At 70.2% G+C, this 19,734-nt stretch carries 17 protein-coding genes and 1 pseudogene; 6 read left to right on the plus strand and 12 right to left on the minus strand.

What is annotated here, in order from left to right:
• The first annotated feature begins 9 nt into the window (after positions 1-9).
• Positions 10-774: a TetR/AcrR family transcriptional regulator gene (locus HNR40_RS25825; RefSeq protein ID WP_184965625.1), complete on the plus strand. Its 765-nt coding sequence runs from the start codon at positions 10-12 to the stop codon at positions 772-774.
• Between the two features lie 123 nt (positions 775-897).
• Here HNR40_RS25825 and HNR40_RS25830 read toward each other — a convergent pair whose 3' ends face one another.
• From HNR40_RS25830 to HNR40_RS25860, 7 genes are all read right to left on the minus strand, one after another.
• On the minus strand, positions 898-1,431 hold the full coding sequence (locus HNR40_RS25830) for a GTP-binding protein (RefSeq protein WP_312896532.1): 534 nt from the start codon (positions 1,429-1,431) through the stop codon (positions 898-900).
• A gap of 40 nt (positions 1,432-1,471) precedes the next feature.
• Positions 1,472-1,828, minus strand: a complete 357-nt coding sequence (locus HNR40_RS25835) for a DUF742 domain-containing protein (RefSeq protein ID WP_184965629.1) — start codon at positions 1,826-1,828, stop codon at positions 1,472-1,474.
• Positions 1,829-1,854: 26 nt separating this feature from the next.
• Positions 1,855-2,277 carry a roadblock/LC7 domain-containing protein gene (locus tag HNR40_RS25840; RefSeq protein WP_184965631.1) on the minus strand — a complete coding sequence of 141 codons (423 nt, stop codon included), beginning with the start codon at positions 2,275-2,277 and terminating at the stop codon, positions 1,855-1,857.
• Between the two features lie 28 nt (positions 2,278-2,305).
• Positions 2,306-5,368, minus strand: a complete 3,063-nt coding sequence (locus HNR40_RS56495) for a sensor histidine kinase (RefSeq protein WP_184965633.1) — start codon at positions 5,366-5,368, stop codon at positions 2,306-2,308.
• Between the two features lie 223 nt (positions 5,369-5,591).
• Positions 5,592-7,817 (minus strand): [protein-PII] uridylyltransferase, encoded by a 2,226-nt coding sequence (locus HNR40_RS25850; RefSeq protein WP_184965635.1) that lies wholly within the window; start codon positions 7,815-7,817, stop codon positions 5,592-5,594.
• A gap of 26 nt (positions 7,818-7,843) precedes the next feature.
• A complete protein-coding gene (locus HNR40_RS25855) occupies positions 7,844-8,182 on the minus strand; it encodes a P-II family nitrogen regulator (protein WP_157250041.1) in 339 nt (112 codons plus the stop codon).
• Positions 8,179-9,531: an ammonium transporter gene (locus HNR40_RS25860; protein WP_221340826.1), complete on the minus strand. Its 1,353-nt coding sequence runs from the start codon at positions 9,529-9,531 to the stop codon at positions 8,179-8,181. Before HNR40_RS25860 ends, HNR40_RS25855 begins: the two co-directional genes overlap by 4 nt.
• A gap of 531 nt (positions 9,532-10,062) precedes the next feature.
• On the opposite strand from HNR40_RS25860, the gene HNR40_RS25865 reads away from it, so the two are divergent.
• Positions 10,063-11,445, plus strand: coding sequence for a glycosyltransferase family 2 protein (locus tag HNR40_RS25865; RefSeq protein ID WP_246509486.1), 1,383 nt, complete (start codon positions 10,063-10,065; stop codon positions 11,443-11,445).
• 100 nt (positions 11,446-11,545) lie between these two features.
• Positions 11,546-13,447 carry an acyltransferase family protein gene (locus HNR40_RS56500; RefSeq protein WP_184965641.1) on the plus strand — a complete coding sequence of 634 codons (1,902 nt, stop codon included), beginning with the start codon at positions 11,546-11,548 and terminating at the stop codon, positions 13,445-13,447.
• A 34-nt stretch (positions 13,448-13,481) separates the two neighbouring features.
• Here the strand turns inward: HNR40_RS56500 and HNR40_RS25875 are convergent.
• Positions 13,482-14,670 (minus strand): annotated as a pseudogene (locus HNR40_RS25875) (RNA-guided endonuclease InsQ/TnpB family protein); the annotation flags it as partial.
• Positions 14,671-14,819: 149 nt separating this feature from the next.
• Between HNR40_RS25875 and HNR40_RS25880 the strand changes: the two are divergent.
• Positions 14,820-15,602 (plus strand): family 16 glycosylhydrolase, encoded by a 783-nt coding sequence (locus HNR40_RS25880; protein WP_184965645.1) that lies wholly within the window; start codon positions 14,820-14,822, stop codon positions 15,600-15,602.
• Here the strand turns inward: HNR40_RS25880 and HNR40_RS25885 are convergent.
• Positions 15,586-16,365, minus strand: a complete 780-nt coding sequence (locus HNR40_RS25885; protein ID WP_184965647.1) for an MOSC domain-containing protein — start codon at positions 16,363-16,365, stop codon at positions 15,586-15,588. The two genes, HNR40_RS25880 and HNR40_RS25885, sit on opposite strands and share 17 nt — an antisense overlap.
• A complete protein-coding gene (locus HNR40_RS25890) occupies positions 16,362-16,985 on the minus strand; it encodes a CGNR zinc finger domain-containing protein (protein WP_312896510.1) in 624 nt (207 codons plus the stop codon). The genes HNR40_RS25885 and HNR40_RS25890 overlap by 4 nt, the downstream gene beginning before the upstream one ends.
• A gap of 55 nt (positions 16,986-17,040) precedes the next feature.
• Here HNR40_RS25890 and HNR40_RS25895 point away from each other — a divergent pair, with 55 nt between their 5' ends.
• Positions 17,041-17,409 (plus strand): nuclear transport factor 2 family protein, encoded by a 369-nt coding sequence (locus HNR40_RS25895; protein WP_184965649.1) that lies wholly within the window; start codon positions 17,041-17,043, stop codon positions 17,407-17,409.
• On the opposite strand, the gene HNR40_RS25900 is transcribed toward HNR40_RS25895, so the two are convergent.
• Both HNR40_RS25900 and HNR40_RS25905 read right to left on the minus strand, forming a co-directional pair.
• Positions 17,390-17,875 carry a methyltransferase family protein gene (locus HNR40_RS25900; RefSeq protein WP_184965651.1) on the minus strand — a complete coding sequence of 162 codons (486 nt, stop codon included), beginning with the start codon at positions 17,873-17,875 and terminating at the stop codon, positions 17,390-17,392. The two genes, HNR40_RS25895 and HNR40_RS25900, sit on opposite strands and share 20 nt — an antisense overlap.
• A gap of 5 nt (positions 17,876-17,880) precedes the next feature.
• The gene (locus tag HNR40_RS25905) at positions 17,881-18,672 is read right to left on the minus strand and encodes an alpha/beta fold hydrolase (protein ID WP_184965652.1); all 792 of its coding nucleotides are present in this window, start codon (positions 18,670-18,672) and stop codon (positions 17,881-17,883) included.
• Positions 18,673-18,745: 73 nt separating this feature from the next.
• Between HNR40_RS25905 and HNR40_RS25910 the strand changes: the two genes are divergently transcribed.
• Entirely contained in the window at positions 18,746-19,312 is a 567-nt protein-coding gene (locus HNR40_RS25910; protein ID WP_184965654.1) for a TetR/AcrR family transcriptional regulator, read from the plus strand.
• Positions 19,313-19,734: the final 422 nt, after the last annotated feature.

Raw genomic sequence — 19,734 nt, forward strand, 5'->3', positions numbered from 1 at the left:
GTACGGATCGTGACCATCGAGTACACCGGGAAGGGCGACCCGGCGCGCAGCCTCGCGCTGCTCTGGCGGACCAGCGACCGCGTCAGCCGTAAGGGCAAGCCGGACCTCAGCGTCGAGCGGATCGTCCGCGCGGCGATCGAGGTGGCCGACGCCGACGGACTGCAGGCGCTGTCCATGCGGCGGGTCGCCGAGAAGCTGGGCGTGGGGACGATGTCGCTCTACACCTACGTGCCAGGCAAGCCGGAGCTGCTCGACGTCATGCTCGACACCGTCTACGGGGAGGTCGAGCGGCCCGAGGATCTTCCGGACGGGTGGCGTGAACGGCTCTCGCGCATCGCCAGGGAGAACTGGCGGCTCTACCTGCGCCACCCCTGGCTGCTCCAGGTCGCCACCTCCCGGCCGGTGCTGGGCCCCAACGTGACCGCCAAGTACGACTTCGAACTGCGGGCGCTGGACGGCATCGGGCTCACCGACGTCGAGATGGACGCGGTGCTCACGCTCGTCAACGGGTTCGTCCACGGCACCGCCAGAGGGGCGGTGGAGGCCGCGCAGGCCGAGTCGCGGACCGGGATGAGCGACGAGCAGTGGTGGGCCGCCCACGCGCCCTTCCTGGCCCGCATCGGCGACACCGCCCGCTTCCCGACGGCCGCGCGGGTGGGACAGGCCACCGGGGAGGCGCTGGGCAGCGCCTACAGCGCCGAGCACGCCTTCGAGTTCGGGCTGGAGCGCGTGCTGGACGGCGTGGAGGCACTGATCGAACGACGCACGTCTTAAAAGCGTCGGCCTAGGGAGCGAGCCACACGGCCTGAAAAACGCGAGCGGCCCAAGCAGCCTGGAGACGGCGAAAGCGGCCCCGCTCCGCTGGGGAGGGGGCCGCCGGGCCGTACCGGATGAGGGTCAGACGTGGGCGGCGCGGATGCGGACGACGTGCTCCACCAGTGCGATGAGCGTCGCCTTGACCGAGTCGCGGTGCCGGGCGTCCGTGCGGACGATCGGCACGTGCGAGGGCAGCGCCAGCGCCTCCCGCACCTCCTCCTCGCCGTGCGGGAACTGCCCGTCCCACCCGTTGACGCCCACGACGAAGGGCAGCTTGGCCTCTTCGAAGTAGTCGATCGCGGGGAAGCTGTCGGCCAGGCGCCGCGTGTCGAGCAGGACGACGGCGCCGATGGCCCCGCGCACCAGGTCGTCCCACATGAACCAGAAGCGGTGCTGACCGGGCGTGCCGAACAGGTAGAGGATGAGGTCACGGTCGAGCGAGAGCCGGCCGAAGTCCATCGCCACCGTGGTGGTCTGCTTGTTCGGTGTCATGCCGAGGTCGTCGATGCCCGCGGACGCGTCCGTCATGACCGCTTCCGTGGTGAGCGGGAGGATCTCGGACACCGCTCCCACGAACGTCGTCTTGCCCACGCCGAAGCCGCCCGCGACCACAATCTTCGTGGATGTGAGGCCTGCGTTAGAGCCTGCACTGTGTTCATAGGCGTCGTAGGCCACTGAGCACCCTTTCGAGCATGTTGAGGTCTGGCTGTCCCTGGGCGAGACGTGGCTGGTGGAGGCGGACGAGTCCTTCGTCGGACATGTCCGCCACCAGCACGCGCGCCACACCGAGCGGAACCCGGAGCAGGGCCGAGATCTCGGCGACCGACCGGAAGGTGCGGCAGAGTTGCATGATCGCATCCTGCTCGGGCGTGAGCAGGGACAACTCGTCATCAGGGATCGACATGGAGGACACCAGGGTCTCCATCGCCAGGTGGTAGCGCGGTTCGGAGCGACCGCCGGTTACCGCGTAAGGGCGGAACAGGGGCTCGTCGTCCCCGTCACTGCCATACACGGGCCTGTCCCATCGATTTCATCGCATCACCGCGTCCTGGCTGCCTGGAGTTCCGCGCGCAGGGACGGCGTGAGAGCCTGGCCGGCGCGGTCGACGAGCAGCGTCATCTGGTAGGCCACCAGCCCCATGTCGCAGTCGGGGGCGGCCAGCACGGTGAGCACGGAACCGTCGCTGATCGCCATGACCAGCAGCAGCCCGCGCTGCATCTCCACGACCGTCTGGGTGACGGCGCCGCCCTCGAAGACCCGGGAGGCGCCCACCGTCAGGCTGAGCAGCCCGGCGGACACGGCGGCGAGCTGGTCGGCGCGGTCGGGCGGGAAGCCTTCCGAACTGGCCAGGCAGAGCCCATCGGCGGAGACGACGACGGCATGCGCGACACCGGGAGTGTTCCTCACGAAGTCGGTGATCAGCCAGTCGAACCGGTGCGCCTCGTGGCTAAGGGTAGTCACGCTACCTCCCTAGCGGCAGGACGCTCGCTCACTCTTGTTCCTCCTGTTCACGTACTTCCGCACGACCGCGGCGCACACCCTGCTGGTAGCTGGCCATCCGGCTGCGGATCCGATCCGCGGACACCGGCGGCATCGGGGACAGCGGCTGGGACTGCTGGCCCGCCGTACCCGGCACCAGGTTGGCCTTGGGCGTGCGCTTGGGCAGACCGGCGGAGGTGAGTCCGCCGAGACTGGGGTCGCTGGCGGCCGCCGCCGCACGCCATCCGGCGTCAGCGGGGGTTCGCCACGTTTCCTCCCCAGAGGGTACGGCCTGCGGGGGTGCGGCCTCATCCCTCCTGGGCAACTCCGGCGCATCCGGCACCCGGTGCTCGCCCGTCACCCGCTCGCCCGGCCCTTGAGCCCCAGGCGCCTGAGTACCGGGCGCCTGAGTACCGGGCGCCTGAGCTCCTGGCGCCTGCTCTCCCGGCGGCCTGCGGAACCAGGCCGACTCGACGGAGGCGAAGATCGGCAGGAACTCCTCCTGCTCGGGCTCCATCGGGGAGACGTCCACCGACGGCACGTCCCTGCGCCAGTGCTCGCGGACCGGCTCGAACTGCTGCCGCGTCGGCGGCCGGCTGGCGGGGGGCGTCGGATATCCGCCGCCGCCGGGCGGTGGCGGCACCGGCGTCTGCGACTGGAAGGCTCCGGTGGCGGGCGGGTAGGCGGGCCGTACCTCGGCGGTGGGCTGGGGCACGGGGAAGGCTCCCGTGTTCTCCCTGGCCTGGACGGGCTGGTCGGCGGGGCCGCGGGTGGGCAGCGGGCCGGAGTCCGCGCTGGGGTAGGACGGCTGCTCGACGCTGGGGTACGCGGGCTGCTCGGTGCTCGGGTAGGAGGGCTGCTCGGTGCTCGGATACGCGGGCTGCTCGACGCTCGGGAAGGCGTGCTCCGCGCTGGGATAGGCGGGCTGCTCCATGCTCGGGAACGACGGGTGCTCCTGGCGGCGCTGCGGCGGCTGGGGCTGCTGCGGGCCGCTCGGGAACGACGGGAAGGTCCCGCTGTCCTGCCGGAAGGCGCCGCCGTCGGTGTCGGCGGTGAAGCCGGTCAGCCGTCCGCGCGAGGCCGTGAGGTCCTGCGACTCGTAGCTGCCGAAGGAGTTGAAGCTCTGCGCGGGCGCGCCGAAGGCGGGCGCGGGCGAGGCCACGGTGCCGCCGCCGAAGGCGGGCCGCTGGGCGTTGGGCTGCGGCTGCGAGCCGTCGGGGATCAGCGTGGGCGGCAGCAGCACCATGGCGATCAGGCCGGCGCCCTCGCCCTTGCGCAGCTGCACGCGGATGCCGTGGCGCAGCGCCAGCCGGCCGACCACGAACAGGCCCATGCGCCGCGAGACCGACACGTCCACGACCGGCGGCTCGGCCAGGCGCCGGTTGGCCTCGGCCATCTCGTCCTCGGTCATGCTGATGCCGGCGTCGCTCACCGACAGCAGCGCGCCGCCGCCCTCGATGACGCTGCTGGAGACGATCACCTGGCTGTTCTTGGGCGAGAACTGGATCGCGTTCTCGACCAGCTCGGCGACGAGGTGGACGAGGTCGTTGGCGGCGCTGCCCACCACGGAGGTGGAACGGTGCACCTTGACCTGGACCCGCTCGTAGTCCTCGACCTCCGACAGCGCGGCGCGCACGACGTCGACGAGCTTGGCCGGCTGGCTGCGCCGGCGGGTGGGCTCGTGGCCGGCGAGGACCAGCAGGTTCTCGGAGTTGCGGCGCATGCGGGTGGCCAGGTGGTCGAGCTTGAACAGGTCGGCCAGGCGGCCGCCGTCCTGCTCGCCCTTCTCCAGGCCGTCGATCAGCGAGATCTGCCGCTCGACCAGCGTCTGGGTGCGGCGTGAGAGGTTGACGAACATCGCGCTGATGTTGCTGCGGAGCTCGGCCTCCTCGCCGGCCAGCCGTACGGCCTGACGGTGGACCTCGTCGAAGGCCTTGGCGACCTCGCCGATCTCGTCCTGGCCCTCGATGTCGATGGGCCGCACGGCGCCCGCCGAGGTGTCACCGGTGATACGCAGCTTGCGCACCACGTCGGGCAGGCGGAAGCCGGCGATGTCGAGCGCCTCGGTGCGCAGCCGCCGCAGCGGCGAGACCATCGAGCGGGCGATGACGACGGTAAACAGCAGCACGGCCACGAGCAGCAGCAGGATGGCGACGCCGGCGACGACGGCGCTGCGCACCTCGGCGTTCTTCAGCTCCAGCACGCGGGCCGCGAGCCGCTGGGCGACCTCGTTCTCCACGCCGCCGATGGCGTCGATGACCTTGCTGTTGTCGTCGAACCAGACGTTGGGGTCCTCGATGAGGTGGTTGCTGAAGACCGCTCCGGCTTCCTTGTTGCCCGCGAGCACGATCGCGCGGGCCTTGGTCAGCTCGGTGCCGTAGTACTCGGTGGGCGGAAGCGCGTTGCGCAGCTTCATGCCGAACTCGACGCCGGCCTCGGCGCCGAAGTCGGCCTGGGCCTCAAGCTGGCGGGAGTGCGAGGCGATGAAGCGCTGGGCTTCCTGCGCGTCGACCGAGCGGTAGCGGTAGTAGCCGATGAGCAGCTGGTAGCGCTGCTGGGAGATCTCCTCCTTGGCCCGCGCGAGCGCGCTGAGGCCGCGGTGGTAGCCGATCGTCGCGGCGTCCTGCGTCAGCAGGCTCAGCTCGTCGTGCAGGCTCAGCAGGGAGTCGGTGAGGCCGCGGTAGGCGGTCGGGACCTTGTCCGCGCGGATCTTGGTCAGGTTGAGCGAGGTCCGCACCATCATGACGGCGTGCTCGACGCGGGGACCGAAGTCGGCCATGGCTGTCAGGTCGTCCTGCAGCGCCTTGACCTGGTCGTTGACCTCTTTCTGACGGGCGGTGAAGGCGCCCTTGAGCTCTCGGCCCGCGGCTCCGGCCGTGTACATCCATGTCGCCGTGTCACGCTCCAGACCGACAGTCTGCACGAGATCGCGGATGCGCCCGCTCTGCTCGGCTGCCGCGGCGGCGCGGTCGTAGACGTTGACGCTTTCGACGGAGGTGACGACCCGGGCGCCCGCGAGAACCACGCCGGCCACCGTGGGGACGAGGATGAGGGCCGTCAGACGCCATCTCACGCGCCAGTTGCGCAGGCTGAACTTGGGCAGCGACCGCCTCGCGCGGTCCCGCCTCGCGGCGAGGCCGCTCTCGGAACTCCCCGTAGTCACTGCTTTCGTTACCCCTCAATCATCCCGTCTTCAACGGGTCGTAAAGCCGTCCACAAAGTATCCGCAGCACCTCACGTACCAGGCAAAACGGACACAATCGTTACAAATGTGACCGCAGAATGTGTGTTGTTGGTTACCGCAGTGCTGCAAGCACGAGATCGCGGACTTGCGTCCTCTGCGCACCGTCGCTGAGGGGGCGCCCGGCACGGTCTACCACATAGAAGACGTCCACCGCCTCCGCGCCGAGAGTCTCCACTCGGGCGGCGCGTACGTCAAGCCCACATTCCCCGAAAGCCCTGCCAATACGCCACAGAAGCCCCGGCCTGTCATGGGCTCTGACTTCCACCACGGTGGCGGTCGCGGAGGCGTCGTCCACCAACGTCACGCGGGGTGGAGCGACAGGTACGCGGGCGGGTCTCACCGACCGTGTACGGCGGGCCAGACGTTGCTCAATGTCAAGTCGCCCAGCAAGGACGAGACGGAGATCGGCTTCGAGTGTCGCGGGGTCCGGCGGCGAGCCGTACTCGGGGATGACCGCGAACTCGATCACGGCCGTGGCGCCCGCGGCCGCTGAGGAGGCCGAACGCACCACGAGCCGGTGCGCGGCGAGCACGCCCGCGGCGCTCCACAGCAGCCCGGGGCGGTCGGGGGCGACGACGGTGACCGCTCCCCCGTGCACGCGTACGGCCCCGCCACCGTGCCGGGCCAGCGCGACCTGCGCCTCCGACAGGCTCGGCGGCTTGGGCGGCGGCGAGCCGGACAGCGCCGAACGCACCCTGCGCACCAGGTCGGCGACCAGCCCGGCCTTCCAGGAGTTCCAGGCGGCGGGCCCGGTGGCGTGGCCGTCGGCGCTGGCCAGCGCGGCCAGCAGGTCGAGCACCTCGCGCGAGCCCACGGTCCCGGCGACCTTCTCGATCGTGACCGGGTCGTCCAGGTCGCGGCGGGTGGCGGTCTCGGGCAGCAGCAGGTGGTGGCGTACGACGGTGGCGAGGATCTCCACGTCGCGCGCGGGCAGCCCGATCCGGGCGCCGATGTCGCGGACCACGACCTCGCCGGTGGCGGAGTGGTCGCCGGGCCAGCCCTTGCCGATGTCGTGCAGCAGCGCGGAGATCAGCAGGAGGTCGGGGCGGGAGACCTCGCGGGTGTGCGCGGCGGCGTTGGCCGCGGTCTCGACCAGGTGGCGGTCGACGGTGAAGCGGTGGATGGGGTTGCGCTGCGGGCGGTGCCGCACACGTTCCCAGTCGGGCAGCAGCTTGACCAGGATGCCCGCCTGGTCGAGCTCCTCCCACACCGGCACCGCGGCCCGTCCGGCGCCGAGCACCGAGACCAGCGCGTCCCGCGCCTCCTCGGGCCACGGGACCGGCATCGGCGCCGACTGCGCCGCCAGCACGGTGACCGTCGCGGGCGCCAGCGGCAGCCCCGACCCGGCCGCGGCCGCGGCCACGCGCAGCACCAGTACCGGGTCCTTGCGCGGATCGGCGCCGCGCGCCAGCACGACCTCGCCGCCGTGCTCGACCACGCCGTCGGCCAGCGGGCGGCGTCCTCGCGGGCTCGGCCCCGACACCAGCCGGTCGACCGCCCGCCAGGTCACGTCGAAGGCGTGCGCGATCGTGCGGCCGGCCTCCGCGAGCCGGCGCATCAGCGCCTCCGCGTCCAGCAGGCCCAGCAGCCCCGCCACGGCGTCCTGCTCCTGCAGGACCAGGCGGTCGGCGCCGCGCCCGGTGACGACGTGCAGCGCGTGGCGCACGTCCAGGATGAACTCGTAGGCCTCGCGCGCCCTCGGCCCCGGCGCCGAGGCGACCCAGGCCGCCGCGACCGCCTGCATCGCCTGCAGGTCGCGCAGCCCGCCGCGGCCGTCCTTCAGATCGGGTTCGAGCAGGAAGGCGACCTCGCCGCTGCTCTCGGCCCGCCGGTCGGCCGCCACGCGCAGTTCGGCCAGGCGGCGGCGCGAGTCGGCGCGCCACTCGGCCAGCACCGCCTCCCTGGCCTTCTTGGTCAGCTCGGGGTCGCCCGCCACGTGCCTGGCCTGGATCAGCCCGAGCACGGCCTTCAGGTCGTCGCGGGCGACGCGCACGGCCTCGTCGACGGTACGCACCGAGTGGTCGAGCCCGACGCCCGAGTCCCACACCGGATACCAGACGCGGTCGGCGATCGAGGCGATGTCGTCGCGGCCCTCGTGCAGCAGGACCAGGTCCAGGTCGCTGCCCGGGGCGAGCTCGCGCCGCCCCAGGCTGCCGACCGCCATCAGCGCCGTGCCCGCGCCGTCGCCGGCCGTACGGAAGAGATCCTTGAGCCAGCGGTCGGTGTCGGCGGCCCGCGAACCGCGGGCCGCGGCGAAGGAGCGCGCCTCTCCTCTCACGACACCTCCATGGTTTCCGGGCGAGCTCACAGCGCCTCGGGGCCCCGCTCTCCCGTGCGTACCCGGATGACCGTGTCCACCGGGACGGACCAGACCTTGCCGTCGCCGATCTTGCCGGTCTGGGCGGCCTTGACGATGACGTCGATCACGTCCTCGGCGTCGTCCTCCTCGGCCAGGACCTCCACGCGGACCTTGGGGACCAGGTCCACCTGGTACTCGGCGCCTCGGTAGACCTCGGTGTGGCCGCGCTGCCTGCCGTACCCGCTGGCCTCGCTGACCGTCATGCCCTTGATGCCGAACTGCTCCAGCGCGGCCTTCACGTCGTCGAGCTTGAACGGCTTGATGACGGCGGTGATGAGCCTCATGCGTCCACCTTCTTCGTGGCAGGGACCGGGCCGTTGGGGGAGACCACGCCGGAGGCGTGCACGCTGCCGAGGTCGTAGCCGGTCTCGGCGTGCGTGGTGACGTCGACGCCGGCGACCTCGGCCTCCTGGGAGATCCGGAAGCCCATGGTCTTGTCGATGATCTTTCCGATCACCCATGAGAGCACGAACGAGTAGAGACCCACCACGACCGGGCCGAGCACCTGCAACCCGAGCTGGCTGAGTTGCCCGCCCTCGATCAGGATGCCCTTGTTCTGGCCGGGCAGGAACGGGTAGGCGGCCACGAAGCCCAGCGCGACCGCGCCGATCACGCCGCCGACCAGGTGCACGCCGACCACGTCGAGCGAGTCGTCGAAGCCCGCCTTGTACTTCAGGCCGACCGCGTAGCAGCAGCCGACACCGGCCAGCAGGCCGATGACCACGGCCGCCCAGGGGTCCACGAACCCGCAGGCCGGGGTGATGGCGACCAGGCCGGCGACCGCGCCGGACGCGGCGCCCAGCGTGGTGGCGTGGCCGTCGCGCAGCTTCTCCACGATGAGCCAGGCGCCCGCCGCGACGGCGGTGGCGACCTGCGTGTTCATGAAGGCGAGGCCGGCGGTCTGGTCGGGGGCCAGTTCCGAGCCGGCGTTGAACCCGAACCAGCCGAACCACAGCAGGCCGGTGCCGAGCAGGACCAGCGTCAGATTGTGCGGCCTCATCGGCTCCTTACGCCAGCCGGAGCGCTTGCCCAGCACCAGCGCCAGCGCGAGGGCCGCGGCGCCCGCGTTGATGTGGACCACGGTGCCGCCCGCGAAGTCCTCGATGCCCAGCTGACCCAGCCAGCCGCCGCCCCACACCCAGTGCGCCACGGGGAAGTACACGACCGTGGCCCACACCAGGGAGAAGAGCACCCAGGCGCCGAACTTGGCCCGGTCGGCGATGGCCCCGCTGATCAGCGCGACGGTGATGATGGCGAAGGTGAGCTGGAAGGCGGAGAAGACCATCAGCGGGAAGTTGTCGGCCGCCGCCGCCTCGGGCGTGACGTTGCCGCCCGCCACGATGAGGTTCTCGTAGACCGCGTTGTAGACGCCACTGAGCCCGAGGTAGTCGAGGCCGCCGACGATCTTGTTGATGAACCCGGTGCCGTCTCCGGCGGTGTCGAAGGCGAGCGAGTAGCCGTAGAGCACCCAGGCGACGGTCACCACGATGATGCTGACGAACGACATCATCATCATGTTGAGGACGCTCTTGGCCCTGGTCATGCCCCCGTAGAAGAACGCGAGGCCCGGAGTCATCAGCAGCACCAGAGCGGTGCACAGCAGCATCCAGGCGGTAGTGCCGCTATCGATCATCGACGCGACCTCCTTACACATTGGCGACTGACCGGAACTGTCGCCCTGCGGGGTTTCGCGGCTCGACCAGGAGTGTTTCGCGTGCGTGAATCTCCACGCCGTGGTGTTTCGCCCTTGTTTCGGTCTCCGCACAGCCCGCGTTTGGGGCCGGGAGGGCTGGCGCCCAAGCGGGCGCTAGGCCAAAACCTACTTTAATTATGGACAATCTCCCGTGAGGTCCATCACAGTAAATTCGGACACCACGCGACTTTCCCTGCTTCGACGGCCTATCCGTCCCTGACGCTTAAGGCGGCGTTCACCGCCGTTTAGATAGGTTTGTTTACAGTAGAAGGCAAGATGCCTGATGAACGGGGGGTGTTCGGCATGTCCGCGACTCTGCTCGCGCCCACGGCCCGGCCACAGCACGAGTTTCTTCCCATCCCACCAACGGACACCGAAATTTCACTCTATTTTGGCCCGCAGCGCCGGTGGGTTCTGCTGGCCGTACCTTTGAGTCTGACCTTTACCGCCGGAACATTATTCCTCTTCTCCTTGCGCCACCCGATCCTGCTGCCCTTCCTGGCGGCGCTCGTGGTCAACCTGGCTGGCTGGCTGCTCTCCTACGTGGACGGCCAGCGCCAGCGCACCACCACCTGGGAGTCGCACCTGCTGCTGACCAAGGGCTGGCGCCCGGAGCGGCCGCCCGGCGTGGACGTGCTGCTGCCGACCATGGACGAACCACTGGAGGTGCTGGACAACACCTTCGCCCACGTGGCTCGCCTTGACTGGAACGCTCCACTCACCGTCACGGTCCTGGACGACGCCGACCGTCCCGAGGTGGCCGACCTGGCCCGCTCGTACGGCTTCGCCCACACCGTCCGCCCCGACCGGGGCCACCTGAAGAAGGCCGGGAACCTCAACCACGGCCTGTCCCTGACCGGCAACGAGGTCGTGGCGGTCTTCGACGCCGACTTCGTCCCGCGCCCCGACTTCCTGCACCACCTGGTCCCCTACCTGGAGGACCCGCAGATCGCCATCGCCCAGTCGCCGCAGTTCTTCGACACCGACCAGGGCATGCCGTGGATCCAGCGGACCGCCGCCGCATCCCAGGAGCTGTTCTACCGGTGGCTGCAGCCCAGCCGCGACGCCGACGGCGGCGCCATCTGCGTGGGCACCAACGTCGTCTACCGCCGCGCCGCCCTGGACCGCATCGGCGGCTTCCCCAGGATCGACCACAGCGAGGACATCTACACCAGCGTCGCGCTCATGAAGCACGGCCTGCGCACCAAGTACGTGCCGGTCCTGCTGGCCAAGGGCCTGTCGCCGGACAACGTCGGCTCGTACGTGGCGCAGCAGTACCGCTGGGCCATGGGCTGCCTGAGCCTGCTGTTCAGCCGGGACTTCCACCGCACGCCGATGGGCTGGCGAGTGCGCCTTTCCTACTGGAGCGGCTTCCTGTCCTATTTCGTCTCGGCGCTCAACATCGCGGCCATCCCGCTGCCCGGCCTGATCATGCTCTACGCCTACCCGCAGGATGTGCGCGCCTGGCACATGATCCCGTTCGTCGGCCCGCTGTGGGTGGCGCTGGTGCTGCTGCCCGCGACCTCGGTCGGCCGCTACCGCTTCGAGGTCATCCGCGCCCAGACGCTCTACTCCTACTGCCACCTGTTCGCCATCGGCCACGCCCTGCGCAACCGGGTGTCGGCCTGGGTGCCCAGCGGCGGCGGCGGAGCGAAGCGCTCGCGCCTGGTGGTCACCATCACCCGCCTTGCCCTCGCCTGGCTGAGCGGGACCACGCTCGCGGTCTGGGCGGGCATCGCCTGGCGCGCCCCCACCTATGGCTGGCACCACTACTGGGCGCTGACGCTGTTCGCCGCCGCGAGCACCTACATCGCCCTGCCGCTGATCCGCGACCTGTGGAGGTTCGTCCGATGAACCACCGTCAGCGCTGGCCGGAAACCCTGGCCATCACCACCCTGCTGGTCCTGGCCATCGTGCTGGCCACGGGCTGGGCCGTACTGCCCCCCGTGATCCCGTGACCGGGCACCGTAAGGACATCGACGGCCTGCGCGCGGTGGCCGTCCTGTTCGTCCTGGCCTTCCACGCCTCCGTGCCCGGTCTGGGCGGCGGGTTCGTCGGCGTCGACGTCTTCTTCGTCATCTCCGGCTTCCTCATCACCGGCCTGATCGTGCGCGACCTGGCCGCGGGGACCTTCTCCCTCGCCGACTTCTACGCCCGGCGGGCCCGCCGCATCCTTCCGGCCGCCGGAGTGGTCCTGGTGGCGAGCGCGCTGGCGGCCTGGCTGCTGCTGCCGCCGCTGCGCGCCACCGACGTGGCCGCCGACGTCTTCACCGCCGCCCTCTACGTGGCCAACTGGCGCTTCATCGCCCAGGAGACCGACTACCTGGCCGCCGACCGCGACCCGAGCCCGCTGCTGCACTTCTGGTCGCTCGCGGTCGAGGAACAGTTCTACCTGGTGTGGGCGCCGCTGCTGCTGGCCGCGTTCTGGCTGGCCGGGCGCCGGGCCGTGGCCACCGCCGCGGTGCTGGTCACGGCGGGGTCGTTCGCGCTGTCGCTGTCCTGGGAGGGGCCCGCCGCCTACCTGGCCTCGCCCACGCGGGCCTGGCAGTTCGGGGTGGGGGCGCTGTCCGCGCTGGCTCTGCCGTACCTCTCCCGCACGCCCCGCCTCCTGGCCGCACTCCTGGGTACGGCCGGCGCCGCGGCGCTGGCCTGGTCGCTGACACTCGACGAGAGCGGTTATCCGGGGCTGCAGGCACTGGTTCCCACGCTGGGGACGGCGGCGCTGATCCTGTTCCGCTCGCCGGTCTCGGCGCTGCTGGGCCACGGCTGGACGGGTGCGGTGGGGCGGCTGTCGTTCGCCTGGTACCTGTGGCACTGGCCGGTGGTGGTGTTGTTCGGCGACGGGCAGCCGTGGCCGGTCAAGCTCGCGCTCGTGATCGGCTCGGCGCTGCCCGCCTGGCTGACGATGCGGCTGGTGGAGCAGCCGGTGCGCTTCTCCAAGGTCGTGGCCGAACTGCCCCGGCGCGGGCTGGCGGTGGGCACGGCGGCGATGACCGTGCCGGTGACGGCCGCACTGTTGCTGGGCGGGGCGAGCGTGCCGCGTGCCGAGGTGGCCGCGGCGGTGGTCGAGACGGCTCCTACCGTGGACGCGGCGGCGGCGCGTACCGACTATCCGCCTTCCGAGGGGTGCGAGGTGGCGCTGACCGCGACCACGAGCCCGCCGTGCCTGTTCACGCCCAGCGGGTCCGGGCGAGCGGGCGCGGTGCCCGGCAACGACCGCGTCGTGCTTCTCGGCGACTCGCACGCCGGGCAGTGGTTCACGATGGCGCGGCGGGTGGCGGAGCGGCGCGGCTGGACGCTGGAGGTGCTGACCAAGCCAGGCTGCCCGCTGCCCGCGCTGAAGGTCGTGGATCCGCGGCTTGGCAGGGAATACCGCGAGTGCGACGAATGGCGCGAGAACACCCTGACCAGGCTGGAGGGCGAGGGGCCGCCGCGGCTGATCCTGCTGGGCTCGCTGTCGGCCTACGCCGACAAGAAGACCACGCTGAAGGGCTGGCGGCCCACGCTGGAGCGGCTGTCGCGGCTGGGGGCGCCGCTGGTGTACCTGCGTGACACGCCGCTCCCCGGCATCGACGTGCCCGCGTGCCTGTCCGGCCGGCCCGCCGCGTCCTGCGCCTTCCCCCGCTCGCGCGGGCTGGCGCCGGACCCCCTCGCGGCCGGCAAACGGCCCGGCCTGTGGACGCTGGACGTCAGCGACCTGCTCTGCCCCGGCAACGGCCCCACCTGCCCGGCGGCGCTCGACGGCGTCGTGCTCTACCGCGACGACTCCCACCTGACCAACACCCTCGTCCAGCGGCTCGCTCCACGCCTGGAGCAGCAACTGGAGAGGCTCGACCTGATCCCCACGGTGCTTTGACATCGTTCCCCCCGCGTAACGGGGGGATTCCCACGGTCGCCCGCAGTCCTTCCCGCTTCACCGCCGGTTGCCCGCCGAGAGGATTCTCATTGAGGTCTTACACCAGCTCCACAGGCGTTTCAGCTCTCCGCCAGCCCGGCGGCGAGCACATTCTTGGCCGCGTTCACATCCCGGTCATGGACCACGCCACAGGCGCACTCCCACGCCCGGACACTCAGTGGCATCGCCTCTTGCCGGGTACCGCACGCCGAGCAAAGCTTGGAGGAGGGGAACCAGCGATCCACCACCACCAGCGTGCGCCCATACCCCTGCGCCTTGTACTCCAGCATCGAGCGCAGTTCTCGCCAGGAGGCATCGCTGATGGCGTTCGCCAGTTTGCCGTTCTTGACCAGGTTGCGCACCGCCAGGTCCTCCACGGCGACCGCTTGATTCTCGCGAACCAGCCGTGTCGTGACCTTGTGCAGATAATCCCTTCTCCGGTCGGCTATTCGGGCATACACCCTGGCCACCCGCAGCCGCGCCTTGCCCCGATTCGCCGAACCCTTGGCCTTGCGGGCCAGCGCCCGCTGCGCCCCGGCCAGCCTGCGCCGCTCCCGCCGCCCATGACCCGGATTGGCGATCTTCTCACCGGTGGAAAGAGTGACCAGTGCCGCGATCCCGACGTCGACCCCCACACTCGCCGCGACCGGCGGCAGCGGGATGATCTCATTCTCGACCAGGATCGACACAAACCAGCGTCCCGCCGCGTCCCTGCTCACCGTCACCGTGGACGGCTCCGCACCCTCCGGCAAAGGACGCGACCACACAATCGCCAGCGGCGCGTCCATCTTCGCCAGCGTCAACCGGCCCTCACGCCAGCGGAACGCCGACCGGGTGTACTCGGCCGGTGCCCGCGCCTTCTTCCTGCTCTTGAACACCGGATACTTAGCGCGTTTGGCGAAGAAGTTCGCGAACGCCGCCTGCAAGTGGCGCAGCGCCTGCTGCAGCGGAACCGACGACACCGCCGACAGGAAACCCAACGCGTCACTGCATTTCCACCCGGTCAGCATGGCCGACGACTCCCCGTAGGAGACGCGACGCCCCTCCGCATAGGCACGGGTCCGCTCTTCAAGAGCCTTGTTGTAGACCAGACGCACACAACCGAACGTCCGAACCAGTTCGTCGGCCTGTCCGGACGTCGGGTAAAAGCGGTACGTGTAAGCCCGCTTCACGATGCGCGCCACACCGCACATCCTATCGCACGAGCGGTCAACTATCGAGCACATGTTCCCATATCGTGGCGGGTTGAGGACACTACGTGTCCCCGGCTCACGCCATGCGGAGCTCCGATACCTTCGAGCCCTGAAGGACCAGTTCTCCTCGGAGGTTTCCGATGAGAATCCTCACCGCGCTCCTGCTGGTCTGTGTCGTCGCCGCGTGCGGTGGCGGCACGGATCAGCGGGAGGTCTTCCGCGACGACTTCGACGGCGCCGCGCTCGACACCGGGCGCTGGCGGCACGAGACCGGGCCGCCAGAACGCTGGGGCACCGGCGAGATCGAGACGATGACCGACTCCCCCGCCAACGTCGCCCTCGACGGCAAGGGCCACCTGGCCATCACCCCGCGGCTGGAGGGCGGCCGGTGGACCTCCGGCCGGGTCAGGACCCAGCGCGCCGACTTCGCCGTCCCGCCCGGCGGCACGCTGCGGGTGGAGGCGCGCCTCGCGCTGCCCAACGTCACTCCCGCCGACGGCGCCGGATACTGGCCGGCGTTCTGGATGCTGGGCGGGGAGACCGGCTGGCCCGCCGTCGGCGAGATCGACATCATGGAGGCGGTGAACGGCCGGCCGTCGGTCACCGGCGCCATGCACTGCGGCACCATGCCGGGCGGCCCGTGCCAGGAGCCGAAGGGCCTGGTCACGCCCGAACAGCCGTGCCCCGGCTGCCACGGCTCCTTCCACACCTACGCGGTCGAGGTGACTGGGAAGGCCACGACCTGGCTGCTGGACGGCAAGCCGTACTTCACCTTGGACAGGAGCCTGCCCCGGGCGTTCTTCGTGATACTCAACGTGGCGGTCGGCGGCGGGCTGCCCGGATCGCCCAACGCGGCGACCGTTCCCGGCCGGCCGATGCTGGTGGACTACGTCAGCGTCACCACGGTCAGGCCGCCGGCGTGAGCCGTACCTCGTCGCCCACGCGCACTTCGCCGGGCCGCAGGACCCGGGCGTAGACGCCCGCGCACGGTTGCTCGCCCATGTCGAAGACCTCGACGCGGTTGTGGCGAGCCACCGTGCGCAGCGCGTCGGTGTCGCGCGGCAGCTCGCCGTGCGCGAGCGTGGGTACGGCACAGCGCGGGCTTGCCACGATGACCTCCAGCTCCGCCGACCCGAGGCGCAGCCGGGCGCCGGCCCACGTGTTCTCGGGGAAGCCGTCGCCGGGCGTGTCGATCACGAGGTTGGGGCGGTAGCGGAGCGCCTCCATGTGGCCTCGGGCGCTCAGCTCGCCGATGCGCCGCACGGTCGAGGTGGTGATGAGGTGGAGCGGGGCGAAGTCGAAGAACGTCCCGGGCGCGGCGGCGGCCAGGTAGGTGATGGTGTGTCCGACCTCCTGCTCGACGCCCTGTCGCAGCACCTCTTCGGGGATCGAGCGCTCCAGCTCGGCCTGCGGCGGCGGGGTGTCGGCGAGCCGTACCTCGCGGCCGAAAAGCTTGGACAGCTCGGCGTCGCCAGGAGGCGCGACGCCGTCGAGCGTGAGCAGGTCGCGCCACAGCCGGGGGTTCTTGGCACTGGCGACCTTGCCCGTGGAAACGTCGACGACGGCGCGCACCCGGTCTCCGGAGAGCCCTCGCTCAGTGATCTCGCCGGTGTCGAGGTCTTCCCCGAGCATCGACTTGACCGGATAGCGGCGCAATGCCCCCACAACACCGACAAGATCACTCATTTCATGATCTTACGGCGTGTGCGGAGCTTTTGCCGGTTTCCACAGCGATCCATCGAGCACCAGCGGCGCGCGCCGGGTCGCGAGGTGTCGAGAAACAGCAGGTAGCAGCGCTCGCCGCCGCACATGCGCACGCGTTCGACACGATCTCCGGAAAACAACTCGATCGCGTCCCTGGCCGCCGCCGACAGGAACTGCGATCCGGTCACCGGATACGCCCACTCCCTGACCCGGTCGGCCCCCATGACCGGCACCGGCGGAGGCGCGGCGGCCAGCTCGTTGAGGACCGTGTGCGGCTCCGGCGGGTCAGCGTCGATCCTGACCTCGGCCACACCGGCGACCTTGAAGCCGGGGGCGTCGTCCTTCACCGCCTCCATGGCGAGCGACAGGATCGCGCCGCGCAGCCGTTTGGCGGCGACCAGCTCGTCCGCGTCCGCCCGCGCGGGCCCGTCCACGCCGAGCCTCGACACGGCGATCCACTCGGCCAGGTCGGCGGGGGCGTGCAGCCGTTCCCAGGGATTCACCGCCCCGCTGAGCAGGAACTCCAGGCACAGCGTGCCCGCGTCGAACCTGAACCGCTGACCGTTGCCTCCGGTCAGCACCATCGCGCTTGCGCTCTCCACACGTGCAGTGTAACACTTGACACCAGTTAAACCGGTGTACCCAGAGGAGACCAAGATGAACGAGATCATTGAACTGTCCGACCGCATGTGGGAAGCCAACAGGAACGGCGACGCCGCCTTCTTCGACCGCTTCCTCACCGCCGAACCGGTGAGCGTCTCCCCCTGGGGCGTCATGACCGACCGGGCGGCGATCCTCAAGGGCTTCGCCGAGAACCGCAACCCCTACATCCGCACCGATCAGTCCGACCACCGCGTCATCCGGCTGACCGACGACAGCCTCGTCCACACCAGCCTGGTCGAGATCGACGTGCTCGTGAACGGCACCGAGAAGCAGACCGTGCGCTACCACGCCACGACGGCCCTGGTCCGCCAGGACGGCGAGTGGAAGGCCGCCGTCTTCCAGGTCACCCCCGCCGGAGCCTAGGGATCCAGCCGGGCACCGCCCGCCGGTAGTCCTCGTACTCCTGTCCGAAGGTACGGCGCAGCGTCGGCTCCTCGTAGAAGCGCACGAACAACCACGTGACGGCGCCGACGAGCGCCGCGTACCAGAGCAGGCTCAGCCGTCCGAGCAGCAGAGCCTGGCCGACGATGGCCAGTTCGACCGCCACGTACATGGGATTGCGCACGTAGCGATAGAAACCCCCCACCACGAGGCGGCTCGGCGCGGCCGCCGGCATCGGCGTGCCCAGCCCCTCCACCACGAAGCGGACGAACGCCGGCACGATCACCACCGCCCCCGCCACCACCATGAGGCCGCCGAGCACCCGCAGCGGCGGCCATGTCGGCCCGAAGTGCCAGCCGGTGATCAGCCACGGCGCCACCCCGGCGACCAGTCCGGGCCCGAGGACGAAGAACAACGACGTCACCGTCGCGGCCACCGGCTTCCGCATCCGCGTTACCCCCAGAAGCGCCGAAGATGAGGGACGAGCTCGGCGGCCCGCTCGTCGGGGAAGAAGAGCCGGCCACCGTCGATCTCGACGACCTCCCGCACGCCCGGAATGGTGTCGCGCAGCCAGCGCGCCCATTCCACGCCGAAGAAGACGTCACCCGTACCCCACACCACAAGCGTTGGCACGGCAAGTACCGTCAGTTGCGACTCGATGGCCACCATCTCCTTGGCGTCGATTCCTGCCAGGAGGCGTTCGAAGGCCCGCCCGCCGCCGGGCTTGGCGAACATCGGCCGCAGGTACGCCTCCACGAGGGCCTCCGGGTCGTCGATCCGCTCGTAGCCCTCGCCGTACACGCTCTGGCCTATCAGGTGGGGATTTTGGATCAGCGCCTCTACCAGAGGCGCGAGTTCACCTTTTTCGGCCAGTTCGACGGTGGGGCGGAAGGCCTCCGGCGGGGTGTTGTCGTGGACGTCGCAGTTGGTGAGGGTCAGGGAGCGGAGCCTGTCCGGGTGGCGCACCGCGAAGATCTGCGCCACCGCGCCGCCGGTGTCGTTGGCGACCAGGTCGACCTGGTCGAGGTTCAGGTCGTCGCAGAACTCGGCCAGCGTTTCCGCCAGGCCGGGCAGCGTGAGGTCGTCCGTGACCGGGCTGCCGCCGTGGACGGGCAGATCGAGTGCGATACAGCGGCGTTCGCCGCGTAGCTCGGCGATGACGTTGCGCCAGAGGTAGGAGCTCGTACCCACGCCATGCACGAACAGCGTGGCCGGGCCCTGGCCCTCGTCGATGTGGTTGAGCATGAACGCCTCCAAACAAACCGACTGTCGGTCTGGAAAATACCCGACTGTTGGTCGGTATGTCTAGAGTTGGTTCATGAACCTCAAGGCAGAGCGGGGCGCGGCCACCCGCGACCGGGTCCTCACGGTCGCGCGACGCCTGTTCGCCGAACAAGGCTACGAGGGGACCTCGATCGAAACGGTCCTGCAGGAGACGGGGCTGAGCCGGGGGGCGCTGTACCACCACTACTCGGGGAAGGACGCCCTGTTCGAGGCGGTACTTGAGCAGGTGGAGACGTCGGTGGGGGTGCGGCTGATGGAGGCGGTGAAGGGGATCGCCGACCCTGCCGAGGCGCTTGTGACGGGGTGTTTGGCTTGGGTGCGGATGGCTCGTGACCCGGCTACCCGCCGCATCGTGCTGATCGACGCGCCTGCTGTGCTGGGGTGGGAGAGGTGGCGGGCACTGGAGGAACGGCACGCGTTCGGCATGCTGAAGGCGGCGCTTCGGGCGACCGGCAGGGTGCCGAAGGAGGCGTTGGACGTGTACGCGCACATGTTGCTGGCGGCGATCAACGAAAGCGTGTTGCTGGTGGCTCGGGGGAATGAGCTGGAGGGTGCGGAGAGAGCTGTCGAAGACTTTCTTCATCGGCTTCTCCGCCCCTAAAGGCAAGGTCATCGCTCTTGGCGCGCTTCGCGCGATTGGCGCTCAGGCGTTTCTCCAGTCGAGCTGAAGCTCGACCCCTGTCGGGCCTCCGCTCCGCTCCGGACGCCCTGCTTTTGGCCCCCCACCCCTTACCCGGCTAGGTGGTCGGCCAGCTCCTGCCCACCCGTGCCGGTTGGGGTGTGGGCCAACTGGGGGTGTGGACCGGTTGGGGCGTGGACCGGGAATGTGAGCCGGTTGGGTGTGGACCGGCTGGAGGTGTGGACCGGTTGAGGTGTGGACCGGTTGAGGTGTGGAGGTCCGGTTGAGTGGAGGACCGGTTGAGGTGTGGACCGGTTGAGGTGTGGACCGGTTGAGGTGTGGACCGGTTGAGGTGTGGACCGGTTGAGGTGTGGACCGGTTGAGGTGTGGACCGGTTGAGGTGG

The organism is Nonomuraea endophytica (genome assembly GCF_014203235.1).
Taxonomy (GTDB): Bacteria; Actinomycetota; Actinomycetes; order Streptosporangiales; family Streptosporangiaceae; genus Nonomuraea; species Nonomuraea endophytica.

Bases quoted from the DNA above. Each gene is read 5' to 3' on its own strand.
- HNR40_RS25905 (WP_184965652.1), bottom strand. From the start codon at position 18,672: ATGCTCAACCACATCGACGAGGGCCAGGGCCCGGCCACGCTGTTCGTG.
- HNR40_RS25880 (WP_184965645.1), top strand. From the start codon at position 14,820: ATGAGAATCCTCACCGCGCTCCTGCTGGTCTGTGTCGTCGCCGCGTGC.
- HNR40_RS25885 (WP_184965647.1), bottom strand. From the start codon at position 16,365: ATGAGTGATCTTGTCGGTGTTGTGGGGGCATTGCGCCGCTATCCGGTC.
- HNR40_RS25910 (WP_184965654.1), top strand. From the start codon at position 18,746: ATGAACCTCAAGGCAGAGCGGGGCGCGGCCACCCGCGACCGGGTCCTC.
- HNR40_RS25855 (WP_157250041.1), bottom strand. From the start codon at position 8,182: ATGAGGCTCATCACCGCCGTCATCAAGCCGTTCAAGCTCGACGACGTG.
- HNR40_RS25860 (WP_221340826.1), bottom strand. From the start codon at position 9,531: ATGATCGATAGCGGCACTACCGCCTGGATGCTGCTGTGCACCGCTCTG.
- HNR40_RS25895 (WP_184965649.1), top strand. From the start codon at position 17,041: ATGAACGAGATCATTGAACTGTCCGACCGCATGTGGGAAGCCAACAGG.
- HNR40_RS25900 (WP_184965651.1), bottom strand. From the start codon at position 17,875: ATGCGGAAGCCGGTGGCCGCGACGGTGACGTCGTTGTTCTTCGTCCTC.